The 23,304-nt window shown below is 68.3% G+C and carries 22 protein-coding genes, 1 tRNA gene, 1 other RNA gene and 1 riboswitch; of the genes, 14 read left to right on the top strand and 10 right to left on the bottom strand.

The annotated features are described in order from the left end of the window. The first annotated feature begins 67 nt into the window (after nucleotides 1-67). The 7 genes from nhaA to GTH22_RS14450 all read left to right on the top strand — a co-directional run bounded on the left by nhaA (nucleotide 68) and on the right by GTH22_RS14450 (nucleotide 8,590). Complete coding sequence (gene nhaA / locus GTH22_RS14480) at nucleotides 68-1,285, top strand: Na+/H+ antiporter NhaA (RefSeq protein WP_252946230.1); 1,218 nt, start codon at nucleotides 68-70, stop codon at nucleotides 1,283-1,285. Nucleotides 1,286-1,349: 64 nt separating this feature from the next. Beyond that, nucleotides 1,350-1,553, top strand: a riboswitch (cobalamin riboswitch). A 139-nt stretch (nucleotides 1,554-1,692) separates the two neighbouring features. Further along, entirely contained in the window at nucleotides 1,693-3,513 is a 1,821-nt protein-coding gene (locus GTH22_RS14475; RefSeq protein WP_252946229.1) for a TonB-dependent siderophore receptor, read from the top strand. Beyond that, on the top strand, nucleotides 3,500-4,324 hold the full coding sequence (locus GTH22_RS14470) for an ABC transporter substrate-binding protein (RefSeq protein ID WP_252946228.1): 825 nt from the start codon (nucleotides 3,500-3,502) through the stop codon (nucleotides 4,322-4,324). Before GTH22_RS14475 ends, GTH22_RS14470 begins: the two co-directional genes overlap by 14 nt. A gap of 70 nt (nucleotides 4,325-4,394) precedes the next feature. Continuing rightward, entirely contained in the window at nucleotides 4,395-5,381 is a 987-nt protein-coding gene (locus GTH22_RS14465; protein ID WP_252946227.1) for an iron ABC transporter permease, read from the top strand. Then, nucleotides 5,378-6,118 (top strand): ABC transporter ATP-binding protein, encoded by a 741-nt coding sequence (locus GTH22_RS14460; protein ID WP_252946226.1) that lies wholly within the window; start codon nucleotides 5,378-5,380, stop codon nucleotides 6,116-6,118. Before GTH22_RS14465 ends, GTH22_RS14460 begins: the two co-directional genes overlap by 4 nt. Before the next feature lie 3 nt (nucleotides 6,119-6,121). After that, complete coding sequence (locus tag GTH22_RS14455) at nucleotides 6,122-6,892, top strand: cobalamin-binding protein (RefSeq protein ID WP_252946225.1); 771 nt, start codon at nucleotides 6,122-6,124, stop codon at nucleotides 6,890-6,892. 84 nt (nucleotides 6,893-6,976) lie between these two features. Continuing rightward, nucleotides 6,977-8,590, top strand: a complete 1,614-nt coding sequence (locus GTH22_RS14450) for a GMC family oxidoreductase (protein WP_252946224.1) — start codon at nucleotides 6,977-6,979, stop codon at nucleotides 8,588-8,590. Nucleotides 8,591-8,686: 96 nt separating this feature from the next. Here GTH22_RS14450 and GTH22_RS14445 read toward each other — a convergent pair. Then, nucleotides 8,687-8,763 (bottom strand) — tRNA-Arg (locus GTH22_RS14445). 118 nt (nucleotides 8,764-8,881) lie between these two features. Between GTH22_RS14445 and GTH22_RS14440 the strand changes: the two genes are divergently transcribed. Together GTH22_RS14440 and GTH22_RS14435 are read left to right on the top strand one after the other, a co-directional pair. Then, the gene (locus GTH22_RS14440) at nucleotides 8,882-9,310 is read left to right on the top strand and encodes an STAS/SEC14 domain-containing protein (RefSeq protein WP_252946223.1); all 429 of its coding nucleotides are present in this window, start codon (nucleotides 8,882-8,884) and stop codon (nucleotides 9,308-9,310) included. Between the two features lie 84 nt (nucleotides 9,311-9,394). Next, entirely contained in the window at nucleotides 9,395-10,189 is a 795-nt protein-coding gene (locus GTH22_RS14435) for an SDR family NAD(P)-dependent oxidoreductase (protein WP_252946222.1), read from the top strand. Between the two features lie 168 nt (nucleotides 10,190-10,357). On the opposite strand, the gene GTH22_RS14430 is transcribed toward GTH22_RS14435, so the two are convergent. After that, the gene (locus GTH22_RS14430; RefSeq protein ID WP_252946221.1) at nucleotides 10,358-10,993 is read right to left on the bottom strand and encodes a ribonuclease T2; all 636 of its coding nucleotides are present in this window, start codon (nucleotides 10,991-10,993) and stop codon (nucleotides 10,358-10,360) included. Between the two features lie 130 nt (nucleotides 10,994-11,123). Here GTH22_RS14430 and GTH22_RS14425 point away from each other — a divergent pair, with 130 nt between their 5' ends. Next, complete coding sequence (locus GTH22_RS14425; RefSeq protein WP_252946220.1) at nucleotides 11,124-11,879, top strand: DUF1013 domain-containing protein; 756 nt, start codon at nucleotides 11,124-11,126, stop codon at nucleotides 11,877-11,879. 135 nt (nucleotides 11,880-12,014) lie between these two features. After that, on the top strand, nucleotides 12,015-12,575 hold the full coding sequence (locus GTH22_RS14420; RefSeq protein ID WP_252946219.1) for a DUF4453 domain-containing protein: 561 nt from the start codon (nucleotides 12,015-12,017) through the stop codon (nucleotides 12,573-12,575). Here GTH22_RS14420 and recR read toward each other — a convergent pair. The 4 genes from recR to GTH22_RS14400 are packed head-to-tail and all read right to left on the bottom strand — an operon-like array spanning nucleotide 12,572 to nucleotide 15,755. After that, nucleotides 12,572-13,171: a recombination mediator RecR gene (recR, locus tag GTH22_RS14415; RefSeq protein WP_252946218.1), complete on the bottom strand. Its 600-nt coding sequence runs from the start codon at nucleotides 13,169-13,171 to the stop codon at nucleotides 12,572-12,574. The two genes, GTH22_RS14420 and recR, sit on opposite strands and share 4 nt — an antisense overlap. Nucleotides 13,172-13,184: 13 nt before the next feature. Next, complete coding sequence (locus GTH22_RS14410) at nucleotides 13,185-13,529, bottom strand: YbaB/EbfC family nucleoid-associated protein (protein WP_252946217.1); 345 nt, start codon at nucleotides 13,527-13,529, stop codon at nucleotides 13,185-13,187. Between the two features lie 27 nt (nucleotides 13,530-13,556). After that, a complete protein-coding gene (locus GTH22_RS14405) occupies nucleotides 13,557-15,308 on the bottom strand; it encodes a DNA polymerase III subunit gamma/tau (protein WP_252946216.1) in 1,752 nt (583 codons plus the stop codon). A 60-nt stretch (nucleotides 15,309-15,368) separates the two neighbouring features. Further along, nucleotides 15,369-15,755: a YidH family protein gene (locus GTH22_RS14400; RefSeq protein ID WP_252946215.1), complete on the bottom strand. Its 387-nt coding sequence runs from the start codon at nucleotides 15,753-15,755 to the stop codon at nucleotides 15,369-15,371. A 193-nt stretch (nucleotides 15,756-15,948) separates the two neighbouring features. Between GTH22_RS14400 and GTH22_RS14395 the strand changes: the two genes are divergently transcribed. After that, complete coding sequence (locus GTH22_RS14395; RefSeq protein ID WP_252946214.1) at nucleotides 15,949-17,478, top strand: ankyrin repeat domain-containing protein; 1,530 nt, start codon at nucleotides 15,949-15,951, stop codon at nucleotides 17,476-17,478. 124 nt (nucleotides 17,479-17,602) lie between these two features. Here GTH22_RS14395 and ffs read toward each other — a convergent pair. The 3 genes from ffs to GTH22_RS14380 form a co-directional block, all read right to left on the bottom strand. Further along, nucleotides 17,603-17,701: signal recognition particle sRNA small type (gene ffs / locus GTH22_RS14390), an RNA gene on the bottom strand. A gap of 37 nt (nucleotides 17,702-17,738) precedes the next feature. Beyond that, nucleotides 17,739-18,092, bottom strand: coding sequence for a hypothetical protein (locus tag GTH22_RS14385; RefSeq protein WP_252946213.1), 354 nt, complete (start codon nucleotides 18,090-18,092; stop codon nucleotides 17,739-17,741). A 60-nt stretch (nucleotides 18,093-18,152) separates the two neighbouring features. Next, nucleotides 18,153-20,057, bottom strand: coding sequence for a bifunctional 2',3'-cyclic-nucleotide 2'-phosphodiesterase/3'-nucleotidase (locus tag GTH22_RS14380; protein WP_252946212.1), 1,905 nt, complete (start codon nucleotides 20,055-20,057; stop codon nucleotides 18,153-18,155). A 175-nt stretch (nucleotides 20,058-20,232) separates the two neighbouring features. On the opposite strand from GTH22_RS14380, the gene nudC reads away from it, so the two are divergent. Together nudC and GTH22_RS14370 are read left to right on the top strand one after the other, a co-directional pair. After that, nucleotides 20,233-21,198 (top strand): NAD(+) diphosphatase, encoded by a 966-nt coding sequence (gene nudC, locus GTH22_RS14375; protein ID WP_252946211.1) that lies wholly within the window; start codon nucleotides 20,233-20,235, stop codon nucleotides 21,196-21,198. Between the two features lie 48 nt (nucleotides 21,199-21,246). Then, complete coding sequence (locus GTH22_RS14370; protein WP_252946210.1) at nucleotides 21,247-21,714, top strand: SRPBCC family protein; 468 nt, start codon at nucleotides 21,247-21,249, stop codon at nucleotides 21,712-21,714. A 14-nt stretch (nucleotides 21,715-21,728) separates the two neighbouring features. On the opposite strand, the gene GTH22_RS14365 is transcribed toward GTH22_RS14370, so the two are convergent. After that, nucleotides 21,729-23,240, bottom strand: a complete 1,512-nt coding sequence (locus GTH22_RS14365) for a YifB family Mg chelatase-like AAA ATPase (RefSeq protein ID WP_252947647.1) — start codon at nucleotides 23,238-23,240, stop codon at nucleotides 21,729-21,731. Nucleotides 23,241-23,304 lie beyond the last annotated feature (64 nt).

Below are 23,304 nucleotides of genomic sequence, written 5' to 3'. Positions count from 1 at the left end.
TTGAACCTGCGGCCCGGGGTTCACATCTCGTTACCTAAGGATAACCACGTGATAACAGGGACAGGGAATGCTCCGCAGAAAACTCGACGAATTCTTCAGCTCCGATGCCGCCGGCGGCATCGTTCTGATGCTCTCCGCCGTGGCCGCCATGATGGTGGCGAACTCCTCGCTCAACCCCGAGTATCAGGAGTTTCTCGGGGCCTATATCGGCGTCACCGTCAACGGCGAGGGCATCGAAAAACCGGCCCTGCTCTGGATCAACGATGGCCTCATGGCGATCTTCTTCTTCCTCATCGGGCTCGAACTGAAGCGCGAGCTGATGGAGGGCAAGCTGAAGAACCCCGCCGACGTGGTGCTGCCCGGCATGGCGGCGGTGGGCGGCATGGTCGTGCCGGCGCTGGTCTACCTGGTGTTCAACTGGGGCAATGCGGCCACCGTTCATGGCTGGGCCATCCCGGCGGCCACCGACATCGCCTTCGCCCTCGGCGTGCTGGCCCTTCTGGGCAGCCGCGTGCCCCCCTCGCTCAAGATCTTCCTGCTGACGCTGGCGATCCTCGATGACATGGGCGCGATCCTCATCATCGCGCTGTTCTACACCGCCGAGCTGAAGGTCGATTACCTCTTCCTCGCCTGCATCCCGCTGGCGCTGATGATCTGGCGCAACATGCGCGGGGCGCACCGGGTGGCCCCGATCCTGCTGCTCGGGGTGGTGCTCTGGGTGCTGGTGCTCAAATCCGGCGTCCACGCCACGCTGGCCGGGGTGGTCACCGCCTTCTGCATCCCGCTGAAGGACAAGTGGAACAAGTCTCCCCTGCACTCCATCGAGCACGGCCTCGCGCCCTATGTGCTCTATATCATCGTCCCGCTCTTCGCCTTCGCCAACGCCGGCGTGGTGCTTCAGGGCATGTCGCTGTCGTCGCTGCTCGATCCGGTGCCGCTGGGCGTGGCGCTCGGGCTGATCGTGGGCAAGCAGGTGGGGGTCTTCGGCACCACCTGGCTGATGGTCAAGACCGGCCTGGCCAAGCTGCCCTTCGGGGTGACATGGGCCCATATCTACGGGCTCGCCTGTCTTGCGGGGATCGGCTTCACCATGTCGCTCTTCATCGGCTCGCTGTCGTTCTCCGATGCGGCGCTGATGAACGAGGTTCGCCTCGGCGTGCTGCTCGGCTCCGGCGTCTCGGCCGTGATCGGCTTCCTCGTGCTGCGCGCGGCCACTCGGCCTGGCGAGGCGGAGGTCCCCGAGGCCCTCAACCAGCCCGGCGCCGCCGAGCGGGTGGCCGAATAGCGTCAGGCCTCCATCCCGGTCGGGGCGGATAACGAATCCCTTGCGTTAACCGCCCCACCTGCGCTACGCCGCCCCTTGCTTCGGTTCGGGCGAAAGCCCGGAGCAAAAGGGAACGTGGTGCGGGGAGAATCCCCAATGCCACGACTGCCCCCGCAACTGTGAGCGGAGAGCGAGGCCTGTGTGCCACTGGGGGAGCATCCCCCGGGAAGGCCGGCCATCTCGCAATGACCCGCAAGTCAGGAGACCTGCCGAGGCGATCACCCTGAACCCGTGCGAGGGGCGCGGCGTCAACGGTCTATTCCGTAGCGGTGACGAAAGCACCGTCTGCGGAACGCCCCCCGGTTTTCCAAAGACATTCCACGTCAACGGCCCGTCAACAGGGCCGAACCATAGGGACTTTGGACGCCATGAACCGTCTTCTCGCCACCGGTGCGACCCTCGCATTGGCCACCGCCACCCCCCTCGCCGCGCAACAGGTCTACGACCTCGACACCATCACCGTCACCGCCGACCTCTCGGACGCCACCGACACCGCCCAAAGCGGCGCCACCGTCGAAGTGACCACCCGCGACGATCTCGAAAAGGCGGGCGACAACAGCGTCGCCACCTATCTCTCCCGCCAGCCGGGCCTGTCGATGGTCATGACCGGCGGCCCCGGCGGCACCGCCGACATCCGCATCCGTGGCCTGCACCAGCGCTACACCTCGGTGCTGATCGACGGCATCAACGTGCTCGACCTCTCCGCCACCAACCCCGCCTACAACTTCGGCACGCTCACCACCGGCGGGATCGGCCGCATCGAAGTGCTGAAAGGCTCCCAATCGGCGCAATACGGCTCCGCTGCCGTGGGCGGCGTGGTTTCGATCAACAGCCGCCGCGCCACCGAAGAGGGCACCCACGTTTACCTTGAGGGCGAGGTCGGCAGCTATGACAGCTTCGATGCCAACGCCACCGTCACCAGCAAGGGTGATCGCCACAACTTCGCCGTGACCCTGTCGCGGCTGGAGTTCGGCGGGTTCTCGGCTGCCGACGAGGAAGATGGCAACACCGAGGAAGACAGCCTCTCAACCATCCGCCTGTCGTTCAACGGCGAGTATGCCCTAACCGAGGCCCTGACCATCGGCCTCAGCGGCTTTTCCGAGAAGAGCGACTACGATATCGACGGCGGCTTCCCTCTTGGCGACACCGACGAGACCATCGAGAACACTTCCAACGGCCTGCGCCTCTTCGCCCGCTACGAGGGTGCGAGCGTGACCCACGAGTTCTCGGCCACAAGCTTCGACTTCAACCGCGAAACCAGCAGCGGCAGCACCTACGAGGGCGAGCGCCGGACGCTGGCCTATCTCGGCCAGGCCACTCTGTCGCCCACCACGCGGCTCAACTTCGGCTTCGACTACAGCGACGAGAGCTTTGCCTCCTTCGCCTTCGGCACCGCCGCCGAGGGCGATGTGACCAACACCGGCGTCTTTGCCGAGTTGAATTGGTCGCCCACCGCACAGCTCGATGTCGTGGCAGCCATCCGCCATGACGAGCACGAGGAGTTCGGCGGATACACCACCGGCCGCGTTGCCCTGGCCTACCGCCCGCAGGAAGATCTGATCCTGCGCGGCTCGCTGGCCACCGGCTTCCGCGCGCCCTCGCTCTTTGAGCTTTATGCTCCGGGCACGGGCAACCCCGATCTCACCCCCGAAACCAGCTTCAGCGCCGAACTCGGCATCGAAAAGCGCCTCGGCGGGGAAGACTTCATCAAGGCCACGCTGTTCTACACCGAAGTCGAGGATCGCATCACCTTCGGGCCGACCTACCCCTCGCCGAATATTCAGGCCGAGGGCACCTCCATCGCCAAGGGCATCGAGCTTTCCGGGCAAAAGGCGCTCTCCGACCGGGTCTCGCTGTTCGGCAACTACACCTACACCGAGAGCGAGGGTGAAGACGGCGCGCGGGTGCTTCGCGTGCCGCGCCATAACCTTGTGCTGGGCGTCGATGCCGACATCGCGCCGCGCTGGGTGGCCCGGGCCGAGCTCCAGCACGTTTCCGATATGCTAGACGTTGGCCCCGTCGAGATGGATGCCTACACCATCGTCAACACGATGGTCACCTACCAGATCAACGACAGTGCCGAAGCCTACTTCCGGATCGAGAACATTGGCGATGTCGAATATCAAACCGTCAACGGCTACGGCCAGTCCGACAGGGCCTTCTACGTTGGGCTCCGTGCCAGGTTCTAACCTCCTCGGAGCGCTCGCGCTCTGTCTGGCGGGGGCCTGTCCGGCCCTCGCCGCACCGCCCGAGAGGGTGGTGTCCATCAACCTCTGCACCGACCAGCTTGCGCTGGCCATCGCCGCGCCGGGCCAGCTCGTCTCGGTCACCCGGATGCTTCAGGCCGACGACTCGCCGCTGGCCGAAGCCGCCCGCGCCCTGCCGGGCAATTCCGCCCGCGCCGAGGAGGTCTACCTGCTCGCACCCGATCTGGTGATCGCCGGCAGCTTCACCGCGCCCGACACCCTGCGGATGTTGGAGCGGCTCGGGCTCGAGGTCGCCGTCTTCACCCCCGCCGAAACGCTCGACGACATCCGCGCCAACATTCTCCGCATGGGCCGCCTGCTCGGGCGCGAGGCCGAGGCCGCGCAGGAAGTCGCCGCCTTCGACGCCCGCCTCGCCGCCATCCCCATGCCGCCCGGCCCGGCCCCGCTCGCCGCGCTCTATGCCGCCAACGGCTATTCCGCCGGGCAATCCACCCTGCCGGGCCAGATCGTCAAATCCGCGGGCTTTGCTCTGCTGGCCGAAAAGCTGGGGCTGCCCTACGGTGGCGTGGTGCCGCTCGAAACCCTCGCCACTGCCAATCCCGACCTCCTCGTCGCCGCCCGCCCCGGCGCCCCGAAAAGCCGCGCCGAAGAGATCCTCGCCCACCCGGTCGTCGAGGCCCTGCGCGCGCGGGTGCCCACCGACACCCTGCACGACAGCGACTGGACCTGCGGCACCCCCGCCGTGCTCGGCACCGTCGAGCGGCTGGCCGCCATCCGGGAGACGATGGAATGACCGGCCCCGTAGGGCGGGACTTGTCCCGCCGTCCCGCCTTCGCGCCGCGCGCGCCCCTCCCGGTGCAGCCATGACCCCGGCCCGCCTCTACGCGCTGCTCGGCGCGCTCACCGCGGCGCTCTTCACCGCCTCCCTCACCATCGGCCCCGCCGCGCTGCCCTTCACCGAGGCGCTCTCCGCCCTCGTCACCCAATCCGACGGCCCGGCCACCATGGTCATGCGCGAAATCCGTCTGCCCCGCGCCCTGCTCGGCCTGCTCATCGGCGGCGCGCTCGGCCTCTGCGGCGCCGCGATGCAGGGCTACCTGCGCAACCCGCTGGCTGAGCCGGGGCTGATCGGCGTTTCGTCCTCCGCCGCCCTCGGCGCGGTCATCGCCATCCAGACCGGCCTTGCCTATGCCGCCGCCCTCGCGCTGCCCTTCATGGCGCTCGCCGGGGCGGGCATCGCCGTGCTGGCAATCTTCGCCCTCGCCGGCCCGCGCGGCACCGCGCTCACCCTCATCCTCGCCGGTGTGGCGCTTTCGGCGCTGGCCGGGGCGCTCACCTCCCTCGTGCTCAACCTCTCGCCCTCGCCCTACGCGGCAGCGGAAATCGTGTTCTGGATGATGGGCTCACTGGCCGACCGCTCGATGACCCACGTCGCCCTTGCAGCCCCCTTCATCCTCGCAGGCGCGGCGCTGATCCTGCCGCTCGGGCGCGGGCTTGATGCCCTCTCGCTGGGCGAAGACGCCGCCGCCTCCATGGGCATCCGCCTCGCCCGCCTGCGCCTCGCGCTGATCCTCGGGGTCGCCGCCTGCGTCGGCGCGGGCACCGCCGTCGCCGGGGCCGTGGGCTTCGTCGGCCTCGTCGTGCCCCACCTGCTACGCCCGCTCACCGGCCACCGCCCCTCGACCCTGCTGATCGCCTCGGCGCTGGGCGGCGCGGCCATGCTGCTTGCGGCAGACACCGCCACCCGGCTGATCCTGCCCGCCCGCGACCTCAAGCTCGGCGTCGTCACCGCGCTGGTCGGCGCGCCCTTCTTCTTCCACCTCGTCTGGCGCCTGCGGGGGCGGCTATGAGCCTCAGCACCCAAAACCTCTCCGTCACCCGCAAGAACGGGCGCAACACCCTGCGCGACGTCTCCTTCAACGTGGCCCCCGGCGAGTTCATCGGCCTCATCGGCCCCAACGGCGCAGGCAAGACCACCCTGCTGCGCGCCGCCCTCGGCCTGCTGCCCGCCACCGGCACCTCCTCGCTCGCGGCGCTCTCTCCCGCCGCCCGCGCCCGCGCCGCCGCCTTCCTGCCCCAGTCCCGCGAGATCGCCTGGGATCTGACGGTCGAAACCCTCGTCACCCTCGGCCGCACCCCGCATCCGCCCTCCGAGGCCGATCGCGCCGCCGTCACCGAGGCCATCGCCCAGATGAACCTCACCGCGCTGGCCCACCGCCGCGCCACCAACCTCTCGGGCGGCGAGCAGGCCCGCGCCCTGATCGCCCGCACCCTCGCCCAGCAAACGCCGCTGCTGCTGGCCGACGAGCCCATCGCCGGGCTCGACCCTGCGGCCCAGATCGCCACCATGCAGCTCTTCGCGCGCCTCGCCGCAGAGGGCCGCGCCGTGGTGGCCGCGCTGCACGATCTCTCCCTCGCCGCCCGTTACTGCACCCGCCTCGTGGTGCTGCACGAGGGCCGCATCGCCGCCGACGGCCCGCCCGAACAGGTGCTCAAGGCCGCCCTGCTGGCCGATGTCTTCCAGATCACCGGCAGCTTCATCTTCACCGACCACGGCCCCCTGTTCCAGCCAACCGGACTGACCTGACCCATGCCCTTCCCCCCCGAACGCATCGTCTGCCTGACCGAAGAAACCGTCGAAACCCTCTACCTCCTCGGCCAGCAGGATCGCATCGTCGGCGTCTCCGGCTATGCCGTCCGCCCCCCCGGCGTGCGCCAGCAAAAGCCCCGCGTCTCCGCCTTCACCTCCGCCGACATCCCCAAGGTCATGGCCCTGCGCCCCGACCTCGTGCTCACCTTCTCCGACCTTCAGGCCGATATCGCCGCCGCCCTCCTGCGCGAAGGCGTGGCGGTCTACGGCTTCAACCAGCGCGGCCTCGCCGGCATTTTCGACATGATCCAAACCCTCGGCGCCCTCACGGCTTGCGAAGACAAGGCCGCGGCCCTGACCGCCAGCTACCGCGCCCGTCTCGATCACCTGCGCGCCAAGGCCCCGGCCCGCGGCCTCAAGGTCTATTTCGAGGAGTGGGACGAGCCCATGATCTCCGGCATCGGCTGGGTCTCCGAACTGATCGAGGCCACCGGCGCCACCGACAGCTTCGCCCATCTGGCCACCGAACAGGCAGCCAAGAACCGCATCATCACCCCCGAGCAGGTGATCGAAGCCGCCCCCGACGTGATCCTCGCCTCCTGGTGCGGCAAGAAGGTCCGCCCCGAGCGCATCACCTCCCGCCCCGGCTGGGGCGCCATCCCCGCCGTCGCCAACCAGCGCATCCACGAGATCAAGTCACCGATCATCCTCCAGCCCGGCCCGGCCGCCCTGACCGACGGGCTCGATGCCATCCTCGCCGCCCTGGCGTAGGGCGGGACTTGTCCCGCCACCCCTCTGGCCAAACCTCCCGTCCTCTGCCGTAATGCCCCCCGACGGCACCCCGGGGGAGGAACCATGACCGAAGCACCAACAGATGCGGGCAGCTACGACTACATCGTCGTCGGCGCGGGCTCTGCCGGCTGCGTTCTGGCCAACCGGCTGTCGGCCAACCCCGCCAACAGGGTGCTGCTGCTGGAGGCCGGCGGGCGGGACAATCACCACTGGGTGCACATCCCGGTCGGCTACCTCTACGCCATGGGCAACCCCCGGCTCGACTGGTGCTATCGCACGGCGGAAGAGGCGGGGCTCAACGGGCGCTCCCTCGCCTACCCGCGCGGCAAGGTGCTGGGCGGCTGCTCCTCGATCAACGGCATGATCTACATGCGCGGGCAGGCGGCCGACTACGACCAGTGGCGCCAGTCCGGCTGCACCGGCTGGGGCTGGGACGACGTGCTGCCCCTCTTCCGCAAATCCGAAAACCACTACGGCCCCGCCAGTGAGGCCCACGGCAAGGGTGGCGAACTCGACGTGGCCGAGCAGCGCCTTCACTGGCCGGTGCTCGATGCCGTCTCCGAGGCCGCCCGGACCATGGGCATCCCGGCCTGCGCCGACTTCAACGATGGCGATAACGAGGGGGTCGGCTACTTTCCGGTCAACCAGCGCGGCGGCTGGCGATGGAACGCCCGCAAGGCCTTCCTCAAGCCCGCGCGCAACCGCCCCAACCTGTGCATCGAAACCCACGCCCACGCCCAGCGCCTCGCCCTGTCGGAGGGGCGCGCCGAGGCGGTGATCTACCGCCAGAACGGCCAGCTCAAACAGGCCCGCTGCTCCGGCGAGGTGGTGCTGGCCGCAGGCGCGGTGAACACCCCGCAACTGCTCGAACTGTCAGGCATCGGCAACCCCGACCTGTTGCAGTCGCTCGGTCTTCCGGTGGCGCTTGACCTGCCCGCCGTGGGCGAGAACCTGCAAGACCACCTCCAGATCCGCACCGTCTTCCGCATCACCGGCGCGCTCACCCTCAACGACCGGATGAGCACCCTCCTCGGCAAGGCCCGCGTCGCGCTGGAATACGCCCTGCGCCGCTCTGGCCCGATGTCGATGGCGCCCAGTCAGCTCGGCATCTTCACCCGCTCCTCGCCCGACTTCGAGCGCGCCAATATCGAGTACCACGTCCAGCCGCTTTCGCTCGAAGCCTTCGGCCAGCCGCTTGACCGCGAGCCGGGGGTGACGATCTCGGTCTGCAACCTGCGCCCCGAGAGCCGCGGCACGATCCACATTACCGCGCCCAGCGCCGACACCGCCCCCGAGATCCGCCCCAACTACCTCACCGCCCGCGCCGACCAGCGCGTCGCCGTCGACAGCCTGCGCCACGCGCGGCGGCTGATGGCCAGCGAAGGGCTCGCCGGGCTTCAGCCGCGCGAGGTCAAACCCGGCGCGCAGGTCCGCAGCGAGGAAGAGATGCTGAAGGCGGCGGGCGACCTCGGCACCACCATCTTCCACCCCGTCGGCACCGCCCGCATGGGCGCCGACCCGGGCGCCGTGGTCGACCCCGAACTGCGCCTCAACGGCCTCTCCAACCTGCGCATCGCCGACGCCTCCATCATGCCCACCATCCCCTCGGGCAACACCCACGCCCCGGTGACGATGATCGCCGAGAAGGCCGCCGAGATGATGCTGAGGGCAGGCTAGGGGAGGCGAGGGCAGGGCGGCTGAACCCGCCGCGCAGAACGCAAAAAGGCGCCCGCAAAGGCGCCTGTCAGGTCTCAGTCGGATCTTGGGGAGAAGTGGCGCGCTGGGGAGGATTCGAACCCCCGACCCCTTGATTCGTAGTCAAGTACTCTATCCAACTGAGCTACCAGCGCGTGGAGCCGTGATCTAACCGCCCCGACCTGCCATTGCAAGGGGGTCTGTGCGGGTTTTCTTCCCGTGCCGAAACCTGCACCCGAGCCCCCGCGTTGACCTGCCGAAAGGAGGTCTCCAATGACCAATGGCTTCACACTCCTCCCCGATTTCCCGCCCGACGTGCTCGCCGTCACCGGACAGGGCACCATCGACGCCTCCGCCTATGAAGATGTGCTGCGCCCGGCCCTCAACGACAAGCTGCGCCGCCATGCCGATATCCGCCTGCTCTACATTCTCGACGAAAGCTTCGAGGGCTTCACCGCAGGGGCCGCCGTGAGCGATGCCCGGCTGGGCATGAGCCACCTGCACGACTTCTCCCGCATCGCCGTGGTGACGGATGCAGGCTGGGTCTCCCATGCCGTCCGCCTCTTCGCGCCCCTGATCGCCGCGCCGCTGCGGGTGTTCACGCTCTCCCAGCGCCGCGCGGAGGAGACCTGGATCACCGAGAACGACCCCTCCGCCTCCGCCAGGGCCGATCCCCCCATCGACGGCTCCCTGCCGGTCTGACCGGCGCCATGCACGGCCCGCAACCCTGCCTACACTGGCAGAGCAGGGCCGGTGCCTCAGGTGATATGGCAAAAGGAGCATTCCATGACCCATGATCTCACCGGAAAAACCGCCTTCATCTCCGGCTCCACCGCCGGCATCGGCTTTGCCACCGCCAAGGGGCTGGCCGAGCGCGGGGCGTGCGTGGTGCTCAACGGTCGCAGCGCCAAGAGCACCGAGGCCGCCACCGCCCGCCTGCGCGAGGCCCTACCCGACGCGCGGGTCTCGGGCCTGCCCGCCGATCTCTCCACCGCCGCCGGCGTCGACGAGGCCGTATCCGCACTGGGGCAGGTGGATATTCTCGTGAACAACCTCGGCATCTACGGCCCCGAAGATTTCTTCGAAACAAGCGACGACACCTGGCAGAGCTACTTCGACACCAACATCATGTCCGCCGTCCGCCTCTCCCGCGCCCTCGCGCCTGCAATGGTCACCAAGGGCTGGGGCCGCATCGTGTTTCTCTCCTCCGAGTCGGCGGTAAACATCCCCGATGACATGATCCACTACGGCCTCACCAAGACCGCCCTCCTCGCCCTGTCGCGCGGGCTGGCCAAGCGGCTGCGCGAAAGCGGGGTGACGGTCAACGCCGTGCTGCCCGGCCCGACCAGCTCCGAGGGCTTCGTCGAGATGATCGAGACGCGCACCGCCGAGACCGGCGAGAGCTTCGAGGCCGCGGCGATCGGCTTCGTCAAGGAGGCCCGCCCCAGCTCGATCCTCGGCCGCCCGACCACGCCCGAGGAGGTGGCCGCCATGGTGGTCTACGCCTGCACCCCCGCCGCCTCCGGCACCACCGGGGCGGCGCTGCGGGTCGATGGCGGCGTGGTCGAATCCGCCTCCTGAGGGGCCGCTGCGGCGCGGGCAGGGGTGAACAGGCCCTTGCCCCGCCGCGCGTTGTTGCAACGTCCGGCCGATCTACAAAAACCCGAAAACGCGTATGTACAGGTTGTGTACGGGTTGTGCACGGGATGTGACTCCCGTTTTTCGACTCACCCGAGGCCGATTAACCAACTAGCGCAAAGGCTCGAAGGCGGCGTCCCGCATCCGGCAATCGCGCACCGTGTCGGCGCCGCAGACCCGCGGCTCGAGATCTTTCGTCAGGCAGATACGCACCTCCTGAATATGCCCGTCCTTGCAGGTGACGGTCAGCATGTCGGCGCTCAGGCCCGGGTTGTCCTTCAACCATGCCTCCTCGACCACCGAAGCGGGCAGGGTGATCGGGTCTTTCAGCTTGCGAAACACCTGCGGGCGCACAACGCTGCCATAGGCCTCCCGGGCAGTGTCGAAATAGGCCGCGCTGGACAGGCCCGCGCAGCGTCCGTGCTTCTTCCACTGATACCAGGCGAGGCCGGAAGTTCCCATGATATCAGCCATCTGCGCCGTCTCGCTCCGGCTCGGGTCGCGCTCCCGGGTGCGGCAGTAGCTCGGCCACCCGCGCTCGTACTGCGGCCAGAGCCCGTGCAGCACCCAGCCAAAGCCCCGGCCCCTGTCGCACTGCGGCGAGCCCTTGGCCTCGCCCTCCAGCGCGCACCAGTTGGGCGACCACGACAGGCTCATCACGTAGTAGTCAAACGCCCCCGCCGGCTCGCCCTCGGCCCACGCCGGCCCGGCCAGCCCGATCAGTATCGCCGCAATCCAAGCCCGCATTTGCCCTTCCTTTCCTCGCCGCTTTTCCCTATATAGCCCCCCAAGTTCCCCGACAATGTGAACTCACCCCGCCAAAACCCGGGGTCGCCTTTCCGGCGTCGGGAAAGTCGTGCTCAAGGAGTTTCTACCAATGAACAAACCGCTCATGGCAAAGGCCACCGCCGTCTGGCTGGTGGACAACACCACCCTCAGTTTCACCCAGATCGCCGAGTTCTGCGGCCTCCACGAGCTTGAGGTTCAAGGCATCGCCGATGGCGACGTGGCCGCCGGTGTGAAGGGCTTCGATCCCATCGCCAACAACCAGCTCACGCAGGACGAGATCGACGCTGCCGAGAAGGACGCGGGCCACCGGCTGAAGCTCAAGTTCAACCAGGCCGCCGTGGGCGAAGAGAAGCGCCGCGGGCCGCGCTACACGCCGCTCTCCAAGCGTCAGGACCGCCCCGCCTCGATCCTCTGGCTGGTCAAGTTCCACCCCGAGCTGACCGACGGGCAGATCGGCAAACTGGTGGGCACCACCAAGCCGACCATTCAGGCGATCCGCGAGCGTACGCACTGGAATATCCAGAACATTCAACCGATTGACCCGGTCGCCCTCGGCCTCTGCAAGCAGACCGAGCTGGACGCCGCCGTGCAGAAGGCCGCCGCCAAGAAGGCCCGCGAAGGCGAGGCGATGTCGGACGACGAGCGCCGCAAGCTGCTCTCCACCGAGCAGAGCCTCGTGGCCGAGCCCGAGCCCAAGATCCCCTCCTCCATTTCCGGGCTGGAGACCTTCACGCTCTCCGGCAATGACGACGACGAGGACAAGAAGGAAGACAAGGTGCTCGACGCCGACAGCTTCTTCAACCTCCCCGATGACGAGAGCGGCTCCGACGACGAGCAGCCCTGATCGGGCACGCCCGCGCGGGCAGATGGCTGCCATCCTCGGGCCTGCCCCGAGGATCTCCCGCCAACCCGCCCCTTGATTTGCGGGACCGGACACAGGACCATCCCGGCAGTTCACTCTGCCGGGATTTTCTTTGCCATGCGCCTCGCCACAGCCCTCCTGCTCCTCGCCAGCCCCGCCCTCGCCGGAGACGGAACCTGCGACGAGCTCTGGTTCACCCGCAACGCGATCTTCCATGAGGCGGGCTACTGCTTCGGCTCGCCGCTCGGCGAGGCGATCTTCGGCAATGACGGCTGCACCACCAAGACCCCTGCCCTGAGCGCGGACCAAAAGGCCCGGCTGGCGCGGATAAAGGCCGAGGAGGAGGGCTGCACCATCGACACCAGCCGCCGCAGCCTCGACATCCCCGATCTCGACATCCGCCGCAGGCTCTCGCTCCTGCCGATCCGCACGATCGGCGAGTCCGGCTGCATCGGCTGGAAGGGCGGCCCGGTGAGCCTGCGTGCGGGCACAAGCATCTCTGCCGAAACGCTTTTCGTGCTGGAGCCGGGGGATGTGGTGCTGTTCGCCCACGCCATGGAACAGGCCGAAGGGCAGGATTGGGATTACGGGCAGGTGTTCGACAACGGGGTCTTCCGCAAGGCAGGCTGGACCGTGATCGACTGGGGCCCTGAGGTGTGCGAAGGCCTCGCGGGCTAAAGCGCCTTGCGGGCCCTGAGCGCCGCGCCGATGGTGCCGTCGTCAAGGTAATCCAGCTCGCCGCCCACCGGCACGCCCTGCGCCAGCGAGGTGATGGCAACGCCCATGTCCTCGAGCTGGTCCGCGATGTAATGCGCCGTGGTCTGGCCGTCGACGGTGGCGTTCAGCGCAAGGATCACCTCGCGGATGCCCTCGTCGCGCACCCGCTCCGCCAACCGCGGAATCCGCAGCTCTTCCGGCCCCACGGCGTCCAGCGCCGAAAGTACGCCACCCAGCACGTGGTAGCGCCCCTTGAACACGCCCGCCCGCTCCATCGCCCAAAGGTCGGCCACGTCTTCCACCACGCAAAGCTCGCCCGTGCCGCGTTTCTCGCTGAGGCAGATCGAGCAGATGTCGGCGGTGCCCACATTGCCGCAGCGCAGGCATTCTCTCGCGGTTTCAGCGACTTGGCGCATGGCGTCGGCCAGCGGCATCAGGAGCTGGCCGCGCTTCTTGATGAGCTGAAGCACCGCCCGCCGGGCCGAGCGCGGCCCGAGCCCGGGCAGCCGCGCCATCAGCGCGATCAGCCCTTCGATCTCTTCCTGATCCCCTGCCATGCGCTGGCCCGCCTCAGATCGGCAGGTCCATCCCCTCGGGCAGGCCCATCTCGCGGGTGATCTTTTCCATCTCCTGCCGCGCCTTCACCTGGGCCTTGGCCTGGGCGTCCTTGATCGCGGCGAGGATGAGGTCTTCGACCACTTCCTTTTCCTCGGGGTTGAAGATCGAGGGGTCGATATCCAGCCCGTTGAGCACGCCCTTGGCGGTGCAGCGGGCCTTCACCAGCCCGGCGCCGCTTTCGCCCTCCACGGTCATCTCGGCCAACTCCTCCTGGAGCGCCGCCATCTTGCCCTGCATCTCCTGAGCGGCCTTCATCATCTTGGCCATATCGCCCAGCTGGCCCAGTCCTTTAAGCATGTCGTAACCTTTCGCGTGTAGAAGGGATCAGTCCTCTTCAAAGGGGTCCCATTCGTCGTCCACTTCCGGAAGCGCCTCCGCGGCGGCCTCCGCTTCGATCTCCTTCACGGTGCGGATCTCGCGGATCTTCGCACCGGGAAATTGCATCAGCACCGATTGCACCAGCGGGTGCTGCATCGCTTCGGCCTCCAGCGCCAGCCGTTCGGCATCGCGCACCTCGGCAATCGTCTCGCCACCGCCGGAGCCCACGACCGACACGCCCCAGCGCACGCCCGTCCAGGTCTGCAACCTCGCGCCAAGCCGGGAGGCAAGGTCGGGGGCGGCATCGTCGGTGGGTTCAAACTCGATCCGGCCGGGCTGGTAGCGAGCCAGCCGCAGGGTGGTTTCCACCTCGACCAGCAGCTTCACGTCGCGGTGGTGGCGGATCAGCTCCACCATGTCCTCGAACCGCGCATAGCGGGCCAGCGCCACCTCGGGCTCCATTGCCAGAGCCGTTGCGGTGCCATGTGGCGTTCCCGCAGAGGCGGACACGGCCGGCGCGGCGCCCCGGCTCACGGGCGCGGCACCCTGCGAGGGGGCTGCCACGCCATTCCCGCCGCCGCCACCACCACCCGGCGGAGGCGGGGGCATGTCCTGCAACTTGCGGATCAGCTCGTCGGGCGTCGGCAGTTCCGACACATGGGTCAGCCGGATGATCGCCATTTCGGCGGCCATCATCGCATTCGGCGCCTGGCTCACTTCTTCCAGCGATTTCAGCAGCATCTGCCACATCCGCGACAACACCCGCATGCTGATCGCCTCGGCAAGCGCCCGGCCCCTGTCGCGCTCGTCGGGCGAGACGGTGGGGTCGTCGCCCGCATCCGGCGTGATCTGGGTGACAGAGACCCAATGGGTCACTTCGGCCAGGTCGCGCAGCACCGCCATCGGGTCTGCGCCCTCGGCATATTGCTGCGCCAACTCGCCCAGAGCACCGGGCGCATCGCCGCGCAGCACCATCTCGAACAGGTCCAGCACCCGGCCCCTGTCGGCCAGCCCGAGCATGGCGCGCACCGTCTCGGCGCTCGCTTCCTCGCCACCTTGTCCCAGCGCCTGGTCGAGCAGCGAGGTCGCATCCCGCGCCGAGCCTTCCGAAGCCCGCGCCAGCAGCGCCAGCGCATCGTCGGTGATCTTGCCGCCCTCGGCCTCGGCAATCCGGCGCATCAGCGCAATCATGTCCTCCGGCTCGATCCGGCGCAGATCGAACCGCTGGCAGCGGCTCAGAACCGTCACCGGCACCTTGCGGATCTCGGTGGTGGCAAAGATGAACTTGGCGTGGGCGGGCGGCTCTTCCAGCGTCTTCAGGAGCGCGTTGAACGCGCTCTTCGACAGCATGTGAACCTCGTCGATGATGTAAACCTTGTAGCGGCTCGACGCCGGCGCATAGTGAACGGTATCAAGCACTTCGGCGCGGATATCGTCGATGCCGGTGTTGCTCGCGGCGTCCATCTCGATCACGTCCACGTGCCGCCCCTCGGCAATCGCGGTGCAGGCGGCGCAGGTGCCGCAGGGGTCGGTCGTGGGGCCTTGCTCGCAGTTCAGTCCCTTGGCGATGATCCGGGCCGTGGTCGTCTTCCCGGTGCCGCGGATGCCGGTCATGATGAAGGCCTGCGCGATCCGGTCCGCCGCAAAGGCGTTCTTCAGCGTGCGCACCATCACCTCTTGCCCGACGAGGTCGGCAAAGGTCTGCGGGCGGTACTTGCGGGCAAGAACCTGGTAGCCGGATTTGGCGGTTTCGCTCATGGGGCCTCAAAGCGGTGGGTTACGCCCAATCTAGGGGCTGACCCGCCCAAGGTCCATGGCTCAAAGCGACCAGAGCACGAAGCCGACGGCCGCGCTCGCAAAGGCGAAGATGGCAGCGACGAGGGTAAAATGCGTGTGGCCCATGGGTTCGGCCGCGTGGTCCTCCAGCCGGTGGTGAGTGCGCCGCGCATTGCGCTGCGCGAACCAGAAAATCACCAGTGCAGCAAGGATGAACAGCGAGGCCACCGCCTTGGCGGCCCATGTCGGATCGAAGTCGCCGAACACCGCCTTCAGCCCGATCGCCACCGCCACCGCCCCAAGGCCGGTCCGCATCCATCCGGCAAAGGTGCGCTCGTTGGCCTGAAGCGTGCGGTCCTCGGCCCAATCCGTGCGGCTTTCGGCCCATTCGGTCTTGGTGTCGGGGTCTTCGGGGCATCCATCCTGCATGGTGGCACCCTAGGCGCATTGCAGCCTCTTGCCTATGTCGCAGGACGCGAGATAGCCTTTCCCTGCCGCACAGGGCGGCACCCCCGGTCCGCGGAAAGCTGCAAGGCACCTTGAGAATCCACAGCCGAGATTTCGGTTTTTCTTGTGGCCCACCCGGGCGGACCAACGGGCCCCGACAAGGGAAACCTGACAGATGACCTCCGAGATTGATCGCTATCGCCGCGCCGCCAAACGGCTGAAGAAGGCCCATGCCTCCGGCGAGCCCGAGGCGTTGGCAAGGGCCGCCGCGCACCTGCCGCCAGAACGCCGCGCACCCCTGCGCCACGTCGATGCCCTGCACATTGTCGCCCGCGAGGAAGGGGCCGAAAGCTGGCCCTGCCTCAAGCTGCGCACCGAGCTGAAAGCCGCCTCACCCGAGCAGCGCCTGCGGCGACTGCGCGAGGCGCTGGAGAACGGGTTTCACTGGGCCGTGCGCGAGGTGCTGGCCGTCGCCCCCGACCTTGCCCGCGCCGACCTTGGCGTGGCGGCAGCGCTTTACGACGTGGAGGCCTTGGAAGCTGCCATTGCGGTCGACCCCGGCGCGGCAACGGCAGAAATCGAGGGCGCGCCGCCCCTCTGCCATCTGGCATTTTCCCGTTGGATCCATGGCGATGGCACCGAGCAGGACATGCTGCGGCTGGCCAAGCTGCTCCTCGCCCACGGCGCCGATGTCAACGCCGGCAAGCCCGAGCCGGGTGGATCGGGGCACATGCTCTCACCGCTCTACGGAGCCATCGGGCACTCCAACAACATGGCGCTGGGCCGCTGGCTGCTCGATCACGGGGCGAACCCCGACGATGGCGAGTCGCTCTACCACGCCTGCGAACTGGGCCACTGCGAGGGCCTGCGGATGCTGCTGGAGGCGGGCGCTGACCCGGCCGGAACCAATGCCCTGTTGCGGGCGCTCGACTTCGACGATCTGAATGCGGTGCAGATGTTGCTGGAGGCCGGGGCTGATCCCGACGAAGGTGTGGCAGATCACCCATCCGGCCAGCCCGCCATGAAGGCAACCGCCCTTCATCAGGCCGCGCGCCGGATGCGCTCGGGCGAAACGGCGCAGCTCCTGATTGCCGCCGGGGCCTCGCTCACTGCCCAGTGGGACGGGCGCAGCCCCTATGCCACCGCCCGGATCTTCGGCAATGCCGAGGTGGCGCGTGTCATCGCCGATGCGGGCGGGGAGACGGTGCTGGCGGGGCAGGACGCCCGGCTGGCCGCCGCCGCCGAGGGGCGTGTGCCCGATGGCCGGATCGTGCCCCAAGACCTCTCGGACGAGACCCGCGACATGCTGCGCGGCATCATCCATCTGCCTGGCGCCCTGCCACGGGTCAAGGCGCTGGTGGCCGCCGGGATGGAGTGGGACCGGCCTGATGGCATGGGCGTGCCGCCGGTGCAGATTGCCGGCTGGGAGGGCCTGTCGGACATCATGGCATTCCTTCTGGCGCTCGGGCCGAACCTTGGCCACCTCAACAGCTACGGCGGCGACCTGCTGGGCACCACGCTGCATGGCGCGGCCAACGCACCCGACCGCGAAAGCCGCGACCATCTGGGCTGCGTTCGGCTGGCGCTGGAGGCAGGGCTACCCCTGTATCGCGGATACCTGGTGTTTACCGGCAATGAAGAGATTGCGGGCGTTCTGGCGGACTATGCCGAGGCAGATCCGGAGCGGGTGGTGGACAATCTCTAGGGCAGGGTGGGCGCCGGCCTCGCTTCGCGGGTGTCGGTGTGCGGGAGGCGCTTGGGCACTCTCGGCATATCGCTGCGCGATACGCTCGAGGTGCCCCCGCGTTTTCGCAGAGCGAAAACGCTTGGGGTGAGAGGCTGGACAACGACCCAAGCGGGGCTCGTTACGGCTGCTTCCTTCCGGATCTGACCGGGTTGGCGAGGCGCTCGCCCGCGCCAACCTCTCAGGGCGTTATCTAGTGGCGGTGCGCGGGATTCGCAAGGTCAGCGCTTCTGCACCGGAATGTCGCCGTCGCAGAAGAACCGGGTGAAGGCACCGTAGCAGCGGATATCCTCGCCAAAACCAGAGACATCTATCGCGGCATAGAGCGTCCGGTCGTCGTAATTCACATCCAGCCCGGCCCGCACGATCTCGTAGCAGGCGTCCTGGTCTGCCTTGCACATCAGCGTCAGCGCAAAGGCGCCCCCGTCCTGCTGTGCGCTGGGGTTGGTGGAGGCTAGGCGCTGAAGAAACAGGGCTTTCAGCTCGGCTTCCACATCGGCCTCGCTCGGCTTGGTAAAGGCGGCGGCCAGCCCGGCGATGGCGAGGATGGCGATGAGCCAGATGATCTTGCGCATATGCTGCTCCATGGTGCTGCTGGCACTCCCTAGCGCGGCCCACGCGCCAAAGCCAGAGGCTCAGATGGTGAGCCGCAGCCGTTGAAATCCGTCGGTCGTCAGCCCGGCCGGCTCCATCGCTTCCCCTCCCTCGGCCCTGATGCCGGGCAGATGGTGCAAAACACCCCGCCCGCTGTCAAAATGCACCGTGGCGCCGTCCATCGGGGCAAAGCGCCAGCACTCCGCAACCGGGCCGTCAAAGCTGGCTTTCTGCGCCAGGTATCGGGCCAGCACCTCGCGATTCTGGATCTGCTCCGACAGCACAACCTCGGCTTCCGCCAGCGGCGCGTAAAGGCCCGTGCCACCAATCCTGTAGCTGTTGGTGGCAACGATGAAACGGTCGTCGTCTTCCACCGCCTCGCCGCCATGGCGCAGCCCGCGCACCCGGCCCGGCCCGGGGCCGAGGGGCAGGCCATCGTGGCTCCAGAGTGCGGGGCACGAGAGGTCGAGCTGCCATTCGATCCCGGCGATCACGTCAAAATCGTAGCCGGGAAAGGCTGGGTTCAGCAGCGCCTGATTGGCCGCACCCGGCACGATCCGGTTGAATGCCGCCGCAGCGCGTTCGAGCCAGTCGCGCAGCTCCGCGCCGGTCACGCGGATTGCGCGCAGTGTGTTGGGAAAGGGGTAGAGCGCGGAAAGGTCACGGTAGCTCAGGGTGCCGGCGGCGATGTTGGTGAAGGCCTCTGCGCCCGAGGGCCCGCCGGTCTTGAAAGGGGCCGCGGCAGCCAGGACGGGCTCGGCCACGGGGCCAAGCGCCTGCGTCACATACCAGCGCTGCGCCGCGTTGATCGCGTGGATGACGGGGCAGGGGGCGGCGAAGCTGGTGAAGCTGTGCAGCGCAATCTCGCTCCGGCCGATCGGGCGGCGCATGCTGGCAAGCGTGGCGGCATGTGCTTTTGCGACCTCGGCAACCACCTCCGGCGCGTCCTCGACCAGCGGCTCCGGGCCATGGGCCCCGCGCCGGGCAATCGGGCGCAGCGCGGTATGGGCGGCGGCGGGCCGCCAGCCCTCCGCGTCGGGGGCAAGCCAGAGGTCGAGCACCCCAAGATGGCTGCCCGCGATCCCCGGCATCACCACCGGCTTCCCCTGCACGCGCCCCGCCTCGGCATCCAATCCGGGCAGGCCTGTGAAGTGTGGCCCCGGAATGAGCCGATGAACATGCCCGGCCACCAGCGCATCCACCCCCTCGATCCCTGCAAGCGGCACCAACGCATTCTCCATCCCCGCCTGCACGGGCCTGTCGCTCGGGCCGCAATGCGCCAGCAGAATCACAACATCCGCCCCCTCATCGCAAAGCGCGGCAACATGGGCGCGGGCGGCATCGATCATGCAGCGCACCTCGATCCGGCCCTCCAGCCGCTCCCTGTCCCAATGCACCACCTGCGGCGGCAGCACCCCCAGAACACCGATGCGAATGTCGTGCAGATGCCCCGCCCCGTCGCTCAGGCGTCGCTTTAGGATCACGCGGGGCAGCACCAGTCCCACGTCCTCCAGCGGCGCAGCGCCGCGCCGCCGCAATGCATTGGCCGACACCACCGGAAACCGCGCATCCGCCAGCGCCGCCTCCAGCACCTCCAGCCCGAAATCGAACTCGTGGTTGCCCAATGTCACTGCGTCATAGCCCAGCGCATTCATCGCCCCGATCATCGGATGCCCACCGGCCGATGCGGCCTGCGCGGCGGCGTGATCACCCAGCGGCGTGCCCTGCAGAAAGTCGCCATTGTCGAGCAGCAGGGCCCCGGGCACCTCCGCACGGGCTTCTGCGATCAGGCTGGCCACGCGCGACAGGCCTACCGCGTCGCTCGGAGCGTCGGCGTGATAGTCGTAAGGCAGCAGGTGCATATGCAGGTCTGACGTGGCCAGAAGGCGCAGGTGCACATGCGTCGTCGGTCGGGGCGCGTCGTTCTGGTCTGCCGTTACCGTCATCTGGGGCGTCTGCAATTGCATGAACTGTTCAGGTCTGAAGCCGAAGCGGCACCAAATGCACGACAGGCGCGAATGTCAATTCGGCACGCAAGTCAGGGTTGCGTGAGTTTGCGCTGTGCTGCGGCCCGTGCCAGAAGACGGGCAGGGTGAGGATACAGGCAACGGGAGAGCGAAGATGCGGCACGCGGAAGAGGTCACATTCGGCGGCGGCGGGCTGAACAGGCGCGGCGATCTGCGCGCCGACGCGGCGGCGCTGGACGCCTTGGCACGCGGCCCTATGGCGCGGCACCTGCCGATCTGGCGCGGCAAGGTGCTGATGCAGGGACCGGAAGATGCGCCGACCCTCGCCCCTCAGCCGCTGTCGTCTCCGGCGCTCGAACACGCGTTGATGAACGTGTTTCTCGGCGAGGCCCCCGATGGCGCCTTCTGGTTCGCCCATGACATAACCCCATGGCAGCCCAACGAGATCCTCGAAGCGCCCGACAGTTTTCTGGACCGCTCCGAGCAGATCTACCCCGGGCTGGAGGAGGCCCGCTTCATCGAGCTGCGGGCCGCCATGGCCCAGATGACACCGCTGGACGCCGAGATAGCCGCCTCTGCCCGGGCGATCACCGGCTGGCACGCGACCCATGGCTTCTGCGCCAAATGCGGCGCGGCCAGCGTTGCGGCCCAGGCCGGGTGGGAGCGCCACTGCGCGGCCTGCGGGGCGCATCACTTTCCGCGCACCGACCCGGTGGTGATCATGCTCATCACCCATGGCAACTCGGTGCTGATGGGCCGCTCCCCGATCTGGCCGGAAGGCATGTTCTCGCTTCTCGCGGGCTTCATGGAGCCAGGCGAGACCATAGAGGCCGCCGTGCGCCGGGAGGTGTTCGAAGAGTCGGGCGTGCCGGTCGGCCCGGTTCGCTACCTCGCCTCCCAGCCCTGGCCCTTCCCGGCTTCCCTGATGATCGGCTGCCACGGCGAGGCCACCGCCACCGACATCACGCTCGATCCCAAAGAGCTGGAAGATGCCCGCTGGGTCAGTCGTGAGGAGATGCTCGATGTTTTCGCGGGCAACAATCCCGCGATGAAGCCCGCCCGGCGCGGCGCCATTGCGCAGTTCCTCCTGTCCAACTGGCTTGCGGACAGGCTCGATTGACGCGTAAAACCCAAGCTGGGGCGGGCGAAAGAAAAGGGCAGCGGCTGAATGAACTTCACCGGCAAGGAAGATATCGAAAAGCCCATCGACGAGGTCTTCGCGGCAATCACCGATCATGAGGCTTTCGAGAAGCAGGTCATGCGGCGCGGCCACGAGATCTCGCGAACCGACACGCTGACTGCGCCGGGCGTGGGCATGGGCTGGAAGATGCGCTTTCCGATCCGTGGCCAGATGCGCGACCTGACGGCCAAGGTCTCCACCTTCGATCAGCCCGAGCACGTGGTGCTCGATGTCACCATCGGCGGGCTGGACGCGGTGGTGAAAGTCGACCTGATCGAGCTGTCGCGGATGCGCACCCGGATGAACCTCGATATCGAGCTGATGCCGCGCACAATCACGTCGCGCGTGCTGGTGCAGTCGCTGCGCCTGCGCCGGGCCAGCCTCACCCAGTCGCTCCGTCGCCGGATGGCCGATTTCGCCCTGCAGGTCGAGGGCCGCGCCGCGCCCACCGCCTGACCGTCCGTCGTCGCTCACGCGCTCTTCACCAGTCGGTAGCCAACCGCCTCCGCCACATGGGGCCGCTCCACCCGCGCATCGCCGTCGAGATCCGCGATGGTGCGGGCCACCCGCATCACCCGGTGATAGCCCCGTGCCGAAAGCCCGAAGCGCTTCGCCACCTTCTGCAGCAGCTCCAGCCCGGCCTCGTCTGGGCGGGCCACTTCGTCGAGCAGCTCGCCTTCGATATCGGCATTCGTCGTGGCCTCAACGCCCAGTGCCTCGAACCGCGCCCTTTGCACATCCCGCGCCGCCGCCACCCGCGCCGCCACTTCCGCCGAGCCCTCTTCGGCCGGCGGCAGGTCGAGGTCAGTGTAGGCCACCGGCGGCACTTCGAGCCGCAGGTCGAACCGGTCGAGCAGCGGGCCGGAAATGCGGCCAAGGTAATCCTCCCCGCAGTTCGGGGCGCGCGAGCAGGCGCGGGCCGGGTCGGTCAGGTGGCCGCATTTGCAGGGGTTGGCGGCCGCCACCAGCATGAAGCGGCAGGGGTAGGCCACATGCGCATTGGCCCGGCTCACCATGATCTCGCCGGTCTCGATCGGCTGGCGCAGGGTTTCGAGCACGGTGCGGGGGAACTCCGGGAACTCGTCCATGAAAAGCACCCCGTTGTGGGCAAGCGAAACCTCTCCCGGTTTGGCCTGCCGTCCCCCGCCCACCACGGCCGCCATCGAGGCGGTGTGATGCGGCGCGCGATAGGGCGCGGCCCGGCTGATCCCGCCTTCCTTCAGCAGGCCCGCGAGCGAATGTACCGTCGAGGTGGCCAGTGCCTCACGCGGGCTGAGCGGCGGTAGGATGCCGGGCAGGCGGGCCGCCAGCATCGACTTGCCGGAGCCGGGCGGGCCGACCATCAGCAGGTGATGGCGCCCGGCAGCGGCCACCTCCAGCGCCCGCTTGGCCCGCTCTTGCCCCTTCACGTCGCGCAAGTCCTTGCCGCCCGCGTGGCCCTGCACCTCGCCCGGGCGCGAGGGCTCTATCGGTGCCTCGCCGGTGTAATGCCGAATTACCGCTGCAAGACTCGGGGCCGCAATCACCTCCGCCGCGCCGACCCAAGCCGCCTCGGCCCCGCAGGCCTTGGGGCAGAGCAGCCGTCGCTCCTGTTCGGCAGCGGCCATGGCGGCGGGCAGGGCGCCCTGCACGGCAATCAGCTTGCCGTCGAGCGACAGCTCCCCGAGCGCCACCACCTGCGCCACCTCCTCGCGCGGCAGGATCTCGATGGCCGCCAGCAGGGCCAGAGCAATCGGCAGATCGAAGTGCGAGCCTTCCTTGGGCAGATCCGCAGGCGAGAGGTTCACCGTGATCTTCCTTGAGGGCAGCGCAATCGCCAGGGCGCCCAGCGCTGCCCGCACCCGCTCGCGAGCCTCGCTCACCGCCTTGTCGGGCAGGCCTACAATGGCGAAGTGCGGCATCCCGGGCGACACGGCGCATTGCACCTCCACGGGCCGCGCCTCGATGCCGTCGAAGGCCACCGTGTAGGCCGCCGCAAGCAATCCTCCGCTCCCGTCCAGCATCACAGCATCCCCAGGGCAAACACACCTTGGGAAACGCTAGCGC

Origin of the sequence: Oceanicola sp. 502str15 (genome assembly GCF_024105635.1) — a bacterium.
Classification (GTDB): domain Bacteria; phylum Pseudomonadota; class Alphaproteobacteria; order Rhodobacterales; family Rhodobacteraceae; genus Vannielia.
The sequence above is the reverse complement of the archived record's forward strand: the minus strand, read 5'-3'. Positions and strand labels throughout refer to the sequence as shown.

Excerpts from the sequence above, each read along its gene's own strand:
- nhaA (WP_252946230.1), top strand. The coding sequence starts at position 68 with ATGCTCCGCAGAAAACTCGACGAATTCTTCAGCTCCGATGCCGCCGGC.
- GTH22_RS14475 (WP_252946229.1), top strand. The coding sequence starts at position 1,693 with ATGAACCGTCTTCTCGCCACCGGTGCGACCCTCGCATTGGCCACCGCC.
- GTH22_RS14465 (WP_252946227.1), top strand. The coding sequence starts at position 4,395 with ATGACCCCGGCCCGCCTCTACGCGCTGCTCGGCGCGCTCACCGCGGCG.
- GTH22_RS14460 (WP_252946226.1), top strand. The coding sequence starts at position 5,378 with ATGAGCCTCAGCACCCAAAACCTCTCCGTCACCCGCAAGAACGGGCGC.
- GTH22_RS14455 (WP_252946225.1), top strand. The coding sequence starts at position 6,122 with ATGCCCTTCCCCCCCGAACGCATCGTCTGCCTGACCGAAGAAACCGTC.
- GTH22_RS14450 (WP_252946224.1), top strand. The coding sequence starts at position 6,977 with ATGACCGAAGCACCAACAGATGCGGGCAGCTACGACTACATCGTCGTC.
- GTH22_RS14440 (WP_252946223.1), top strand. The coding sequence starts at position 8,882 with ATGACCAATGGCTTCACACTCCTCCCCGATTTCCCGCCCGACGTGCTC.
- GTH22_RS14435 (WP_252946222.1), top strand. The coding sequence starts at position 9,395 with ATGACCCATGATCTCACCGGAAAAACCGCCTTCATCTCCGGCTCCACC.
- GTH22_RS14430 (WP_252946221.1), bottom strand. The coding sequence starts at position 10,993 with ATGCGGGCTTGGATTGCGGCGATACTGATCGGGCTGGCCGGGCCGGCG.
- GTH22_RS14425 (WP_252946220.1), top strand. The coding sequence starts at position 11,124 with ATGAACAAACCGCTCATGGCAAAGGCCACCGCCGTCTGGCTGGTGGAC.
- GTH22_RS14420 (WP_252946219.1), top strand. The coding sequence starts at position 12,015 with ATGCGCCTCGCCACAGCCCTCCTGCTCCTCGCCAGCCCCGCCCTCGCC.
- recR (WP_252946218.1), bottom strand. The coding sequence starts at position 13,171 with ATGGCAGGGGATCAGGAAGAGATCGAAGGGCTGATCGCGCTGATGGCG.
- GTH22_RS14410 (WP_252946217.1), bottom strand. The coding sequence starts at position 13,529 with ATGCTTAAAGGACTGGGCCAGCTGGGCGATATGGCCAAGATGATGAAG.
- GTH22_RS14405 (WP_252946216.1), bottom strand. The coding sequence starts at position 15,308 with ATGAGCGAAACCGCCAAATCCGGCTACCAGGTTCTTGCCCGCAAGTAC.
- GTH22_RS14400 (WP_252946215.1), bottom strand. The coding sequence starts at position 15,755 with ATGCAGGATGGATGCCCCGAAGACCCCGACACCAAGACCGAATGGGCC.
- GTH22_RS14395 (WP_252946214.1), top strand. The coding sequence starts at position 15,949 with ATGACCTCCGAGATTGATCGCTATCGCCGCGCCGCCAAACGGCTGAAG.
- GTH22_RS14385 (WP_252946213.1), bottom strand. The coding sequence starts at position 18,092 with ATGCGCAAGATCATCTGGCTCATCGCCATCCTCGCCATCGCCGGGCTG.
- GTH22_RS14380 (WP_252946212.1), bottom strand. The coding sequence starts at position 20,057 with ATGACGGTAACGGCAGACCAGAACGACGCGCCCCGACCGACGACGCAT.
- nudC (WP_252946211.1), top strand. The coding sequence starts at position 20,233 with ATGCGGCACGCGGAAGAGGTCACATTCGGCGGCGGCGGGCTGAACAGG.
- GTH22_RS14370 (WP_252946210.1), top strand. The coding sequence starts at position 21,247 with ATGAACTTCACCGGCAAGGAAGATATCGAAAAGCCCATCGACGAGGTC.